The organism is Huintestinicola sp. (assembly GCF_051882455.1).
Lineage (GTDB): Bacteria > Bacillota > Clostridia > Oscillospirales > Ruminococcaceae > Huintestinicola.
This window is the reverse complement of sequence record NZ_JBJERV010000087.1, coordinates 1-5,803: the sequence shown is the minus strand read 5'-3', so window position 1 is coordinate 5,803 and position 5,803 is coordinate 1. Positions and strand designations below refer to the sequence as shown.

Annotated in this window: 6 protein-coding genes and 1 pseudogene; all 7 read left to right on the top strand. The window is 49.1% G+C overall.

Annotation, left to right across the window (positions count from 1 at the left end; translation table 11 throughout):
* Positions 1-407, top strand: a pseudogene (locus ACI4J0_RS10775) (DNA topoisomerase); the annotation flags it as partial.
* 25 nt (positions 408-432) lie between these two features.
* Positions 433-1,554: a bifunctional chorismate mutase/prephenate dehydratase gene (locus tag ACI4J0_RS10770; RefSeq protein WP_439765814.1), complete on the top strand. Its 1,122-nt coding sequence runs from the start codon at positions 433-435 to the stop codon at positions 1,552-1,554.
* 36 nt (positions 1,555-1,590) lie between these two features.
* Positions 1,591-2,088 carry a hypothetical protein gene (locus ACI4J0_RS10765; RefSeq protein WP_439765813.1) on the top strand — a complete coding sequence of 166 codons (498 nt, stop codon included), beginning with the start codon at positions 1,591-1,593 and terminating at the stop codon, positions 2,086-2,088.
* Positions 2,085-2,600, top strand: a complete 516-nt coding sequence (locus tag ACI4J0_RS10760) for a hypothetical protein (RefSeq protein ID WP_439765812.1) — start codon at positions 2,085-2,087, stop codon at positions 2,598-2,600. Before ACI4J0_RS10765 ends, ACI4J0_RS10760 begins: the two co-directional genes overlap by 4 nt.
* The gene (locus ACI4J0_RS10755) at positions 2,597-3,079 is read left to right on the top strand and encodes a hypothetical protein (protein ID WP_439765811.1); all 483 of its coding nucleotides are present in this window, start codon (positions 2,597-2,599) and stop codon (positions 3,077-3,079) included. The genes ACI4J0_RS10760 and ACI4J0_RS10755 overlap by 4 nt, the downstream gene beginning before the upstream one ends.
* A 19-nt stretch (positions 3,080-3,098) precedes the next feature.
* Positions 3,099-4,172: a type IV pilus twitching motility protein PilT gene (locus tag ACI4J0_RS10750; RefSeq protein ID WP_439765810.1), complete on the top strand. Its 1,074-nt coding sequence runs from the start codon at positions 3,099-3,101 to the stop codon at positions 4,170-4,172.
* A gap of 232 nt (positions 4,173-4,404) precedes the next feature.
* A partial coding sequence (locus ACI4J0_RS10745) for a collagen-binding domain-containing protein (RefSeq protein ID WP_439765809.1) occupies positions 4,405-5,803 on the top strand: 1,399 nt, incomplete at its 3' end.

The window sequence follows — 5,803 nt, the reverse complement described above, 5'->3', positions numbered from 1 at the left end:
ACGGCTTTCAGATAAGGACGCTGGTGCTTACCATGATATACCGTCTCACTCCCACCCTTATCGAGCAGGGCTGCGTTTACATTGCGGAGTCTCCCCTGTTTGAGATAACCACCAAGAACATGACTTATTTTGCTTATGACGAAAAGGAAAAGACCGATATCCTCGCTAAGATAGGCAATGAAAAATACAAGCTTGACCGCTCTAAAGGTCTGGGTGAGAATGACCCCGAAATGATGGCGCTTACAACCATGAATCCCGAAACAAGGCGGCTTATCAAGATAACCCCCACCGATGCGGAGGAAACTGCAAAAATGTTCGACCTGTTCCTCGGAAATGACCTTGAGGGCAGAAAGGATTACATTGCCGAGAACGGCGGCGCTTATCTGGAGCTTGCGGATATAAGCTGATAAAACCGAAAGGAAATATATACAAATGAAGCTTGATGATTTAAGAAAAGAAATTAACGATATTGACGGGCAGATGCTCCAGCTTTTCCTCAAAAGAATGGAGATATGCAAGAGCGTTGCCCTGTACAAGAAGGAAAATGACCTCCCCATTATGCAGGAGGGCAGAGAGCAGCAGATAATTGACAATGTAAGAGCCGCTTCTCCCGAGCATATGGCTGACGCTGCGGCGGTAATGTTCACCGAGGTAATGGACATAAGCAAATGCATACAGGCTGAGGTGTATACCTGGGGCAAGATATACGACAAGCCGGAGATATTCCGTCCCGAACAGGCGCAGGTAATTGCCTGCCAGGGCACCTCGGGAGCTTATGCCGAAGCTGCCTGCGTGAAGCTTTTCGGTGAAAACAAGCCTATACGCTTTGTTACGGGCTTCAAGGACGTGGTAGATCTGGTGGAAAGAGGCAGGGCAGACTATGGCATACTCCCCATTGAAAACTCCACCGTCGGCTCAATTGCTGAGACCTATGACCTTATGGCGAGCCACGATTTCTACATAAACAACATTGTCAGAGTGGAGATAACCCACTGCTTTGCGGTAAAGCCCGAGACTGACCCTGCGGACGTGCGGAGGGTCTTCTCAAAGCATGAGGCGCTGGCGCAGTGCTCGAACTTTATCAAAAACAAGGGTCTTGAGCCTATGGATTACGCAAACACCGCTCTTGCCGCAGAAATGGTCAAAAACAGTCCCGACAACACTATCGGCTGCATATGCTCCAGATCCTGCGCCGAGATGAACGGGCTCAAAATTGTCGAGGAGAAGGCGGCTGACGCTTATCCCAACTTCACCAGATTTATCTGCTTTTCAAAGCACTTTGCCGTCCCCGAGAACGCAAACACCATTTCGGTATCCTTCTCCGTTCCCCATACTCCCGGAGGACTTTACAGGATACTTACCAAGTTTGCGGTATATGGCTTAAACCTTAAAAAGATAGTCAACAAGACCGTTGCGGGCAAGGATTTCGAGGCGGTCATCTTCCTTGATTTTGAAGGCTCCTATGAAAACCGCAAGGTGGCTGCTTTTCTGGACGACCTTAAAACGGGTATGGGTTATTTCAAGTTTTTGGGTAATTTTACTGAGACGATGTAACGGATAAAAGTATTGCGGGGGAGGTGTTCTGCGGATATGGCTACAAAACCAAAGACGGCAAGGGTGCGGTATGACAGTCTCATTCTTATGACCATATTCGCTGTCACCTCCTTTGCCCTTATGTGGACGGCGGTAAGCTGCTTCCACCGCATTCGATATGCTTATGAAAATTCCTCGGAATGTCTCGGCGCCGCAAGATTTACAGCAAATCACCTGAGAAGCGCAGAGGATAGCATAAGCATTTTCACGGACAAAAACGGTCTCCTTGACAAGATAGTCATCGGCAGGCAGGACGGCTATGACAACGTTATTACGCTGAAAAACGGCTGCCTGTGGGAGACATTGGTCCCGAGCGGCTCGGATATATCTCTCGGCGAAAGCATTTTTTCCGCCGACAAGGTCTACATATCCGAAGCCTCGGGAGACACGGTAAAAATAACCGCCTGCTCCGGAACGGGTCAGAGCGTTACCATCTTTGCCAAGCCCTCGGCAGAGACGGAGTTTTTCTCCTCGGAAGGGGGCGGAGGCGCTTGAAAAAGTCGATTTTCGGTGAACCTCGCCGCAGCGGCGGCATAAAGCTCGACCCCTTTTTTATCGAGATAGCACTTATTATCCCCGTTTTTGCCCTGTGCTGCTGCAGCACGCTCCGTACTCTGGGTATGGCGGCAAAGCGCGCCGACAGGGAACAGACCTATGCGGCGGCTGTTGCCTGCGCCGAGTCCTGGTGCGAGCTGTATTCCGCCACGGGAAACGCCCAGCTTGCCGCCGAGGAGCTGTTCGGAAAAAAATCGGCTGAAAACTGTTCCGACGGCATGAGCTTTATGATACCCTGCGACAAGCTTTTCAGATATGCCCCGGGCGATGGGGGCGGAGCGGTATATATTACGGAAAGCATTGAGGAATGCAAGCGTGACGGGCTTATCTACGGGCAGCTCCTCACCTCGGATATCCGCATTGTCTGGGAGGGCGGAACGGTGGAGGAAAGCGCGGTATGCTACGCTCCCTATCCCCTTTGCATACCTGATGAAGAGGAGGATGAGGAATGAAAGGAATATCCAGAACGGTCTCGGCTCCCGGATTTCTCACTCTTATAGCCGTTTTTCTAATAATCACACTTGCGTCTGTGGGCGCTGCGGCATTATCTGCCACGGGTCAGGGAGACAGGCTCACCGAGAAAAGCGCTGAACGGCTGGAAAAATATCAGGCGGCAAAAAATCTGTCGGCGCAAAAACTCAGCGAGATAGACGGGTGCATTGCTGCGGCTGCAAATTCGGGGCTTTTTGATATGAATTTTGAGGCGCTTATAGAGGAGCTGGATAATATTTCCTGGACAAAAGAGGGAGATCGCTACATAGTGTCCTGCTCCACACCCATTGACGAAAAGTCCTCGGTATATCTTGAGCTCAGCGTGGACGCGTTTCCCGCCGACAGACGGGGAAGCTACGAAATTATCCGTGAAGCGGTGGTCTATGCTCAGGAGGAAGAGGACGAGGAAGAACGCCTGAACGTATGGCAGGGATTTTGATCAAAAAAGGAGAATACCTATGACGGGAATAAGCGAAATTTTAAAGGAAGCGGTAAGTCTCAGCGCTTCGGATATTTTTATAGTTTCGGGCACGGCGGTAAGCTACAAGGTCTTCGGCAACGTTATGGCAAGGGACGAGGAGATAGTTATGCCTGCCGACGCAGAGCGTATGATAAGCGAGATATTTGGTCTGGCGGACATTAAGAAAACCACTGACGAGATAAGCAGGGAAATGGATTTTTCCTTCTCCGTTGCAGGGGTGGGACGTTTCAGAGTCAATGTGTACAGGCAGAGAAGCACTCTTGCTGCGGTGCTTAGGAACGTGCTTTTCGACCTGCCCGACAGCAGCGCTCTCAACATTCCCGAGAGCATTATGTCCCTTGCGGACTCGAATAACGGCATTATCCTTATCACAGGCGCTGCGGGCAGCGGAAAATCCACCACCCTCACCTGTATGATAGACAGGATAAATTCCAGGCACAGAGGGCATATCGTTACCATCGAGGACCCCATAGAATTTCTTCACAAGCACAAAAAGAGCATTATCAGCCAGCGTGAGATAGGCATTGACACCGACAGCTATGCAGACGCTCTGAGAGCCGCATTAAGGCAGTCTCCCAACGTTATCCTCTTAGGCGAGATGAGAGACAATGAGACTATGAGCATTGCCATGACCGCCGCAGAAACGGGTCAGCTGGTGCTTTCCACCCTCCACACTCTCGGTGCGGTGAATACAATTGACCGTATAATCGACTCATTCCCCACAAACCAGCAGCACCAGATACGAATGCAGCTTTCCATGGTGCTTCGTGCTGTGGTGTCACAGCAGCTCCTCCCCGATATAAACGGCACTCTCCACCCCGTTTTCGAGGTCATGACCGTAAACAGCGCCATACGCACTATGATACGCGAGCGGAAAACCCATCAGATAGAGACGATCATGCAGACCTCAAAGGGTATGCAGACTATGGATACGGCTATCTTCAAGCTGTTCTCCGACGGTGTTATCTCTAAGGAAACTGCCGCTCTCTATGCTTCAAACCCCGAAATGATGAGCAAGAAGATCGAGCTTTTTGAGGAAGGCAGTCTCTGATATCTCACAGCCGAGTGAGGAAAAACATATAATTTTTATAGTTTATTATGACAAATTGTAATAATTAACATATAGAAAACGTTTTATTATGTTAATGTCTACAAACTTGGTTTATTTTTGAATAAATTTACTAAAAATGCTGGACAAATCACTGTTATTATGCTATAATTGTTACTGTAGAATAGTATCGGCATTTTGATTATTTTCCATATTCTGAAAGGGGATTAATCTTATGAATAATAACGATAAGAAGCGCAAGGTACTGCAGTCTCTCAGTGCATTCGCCTTTGCACTGACAGTTTTTGCAGCTAACAGCCAGGGCGGCGGTGTTTCCGCAGAGACCATAGATCTGTCGGGCGGTGTGGCAAAGACAACTGTTTCTCACTCCCAGCAGGAGGATGACGGAAGCGAAGATGCCAATGCAGGCGACGAGCAGGCTAACGGCGATGACGCTGAGGACATCGCTACCACTTACGGCAATGAAAATCAGAGCAGGGCTGCCGACGGCAGCTATACCGATGGCGGCACAGAGACCAAGCAGTCCGATGACGGCATTGTTGCAGACAACGACTCCTGTTATTATCAGATCGGCGACAATGTATTTATGCTCATTGGCGGAAGCCAGACTGTGGAAGACTTCCTGAACAGCCTCAACGACATTAAGGATTACGCCATCTACAGCAACACCATCAATACGACCAACCATATTGAAGGCAATGTCTGCACAAACACCATAACAAACTTTGACCTTTTCAATAGCAATGTTGCTCAGAATCTGACCAACCAGAACGGCTCAAACGACTACATATGCTTTGTTAACAGCTTTGAGGCTCTCGAGGGCGATACAAAGATCGGCGTTTACGAGGGCACTACATATGAGATCGTACTGGGCTTTGAGGCTAACTGCGTTGTTGAAGGCAACACCTTTATCATCACATATGAAGAGAACGGCGAAACCAAAACTGCCGTACTGACCGTAAACGGTAATATTGACGATGTTACTATCCACGGTCTGGTTGACGGCGAGGTCGTTGATATCCTTCAGAATCTTGAGGATATTGCTGCAAACGGCGACGCTCTGCAGGAAGAAGTTCCTTTTGATCCCAACAGCACTGTAAATCCTTTCCAGACCGTTTCCGATGCTCTCAACGATCTGAACGGTTCTGCAATTTCCGGAAATAACGTTGTTGTTATCAACGCAACAGTTGAGCAGATCAACTCCAACGAGAACTTCAACAACGGCTGGCTCCAGAATATCCTTGAAAATAACAACGGTGCCAATATCATTATCAATGTCCAGACTGAGGGAATGAGCGATATCAACTTCGGCAATATCAATCCCGAAGCATGGAACAGCAGCAACTCCAATGTTATTTTCAACTTTGGCAGCTACAGCGGCAGTATCAACGTTCAGAACTGGGGCGGCATTATTGTGGCTCCCAACGCTACTCTTTACAATACAAACAATATTGAGGGCGCTGCTATTGTTGACACTTTAAATCAGGGCGGCGAAGTTCATCAGGTAACCAATGAAGGCTATGAGATAGAGATCCCCGAACTGTCTGACGACGAAGACAACGGCGGCGACGAGGACAACGGCGGCGACGAGGACAACGGCGGCGACGAGGACA

What these genes read in the sequence shown, in the direction of transcription:
- ACI4J0_RS10770 (WP_439765814.1), top strand. Translation starts at nt 433, where the DNA reads ATGAAGCTTGATGATTTAAGAAAAGAAATTAACGATATTGACGGGCAG.
- ACI4J0_RS10765 (WP_439765813.1), top strand. Translation starts at nt 1,591, where the DNA reads ATGGCTACAAAACCAAAGACGGCAAGGGTGCGGTATGACAGTCTCATT.
- ACI4J0_RS10755 (WP_439765811.1), top strand. Translation starts at nt 2,597, where the DNA reads ATGAAAGGAATATCCAGAACGGTCTCGGCTCCCGGATTTCTCACTCTT.
- ACI4J0_RS10750 (WP_439765810.1), top strand. Translation starts at nt 3,099, where the DNA reads ATGACGGGAATAAGCGAAATTTTAAAGGAAGCGGTAAGTCTCAGCGCT.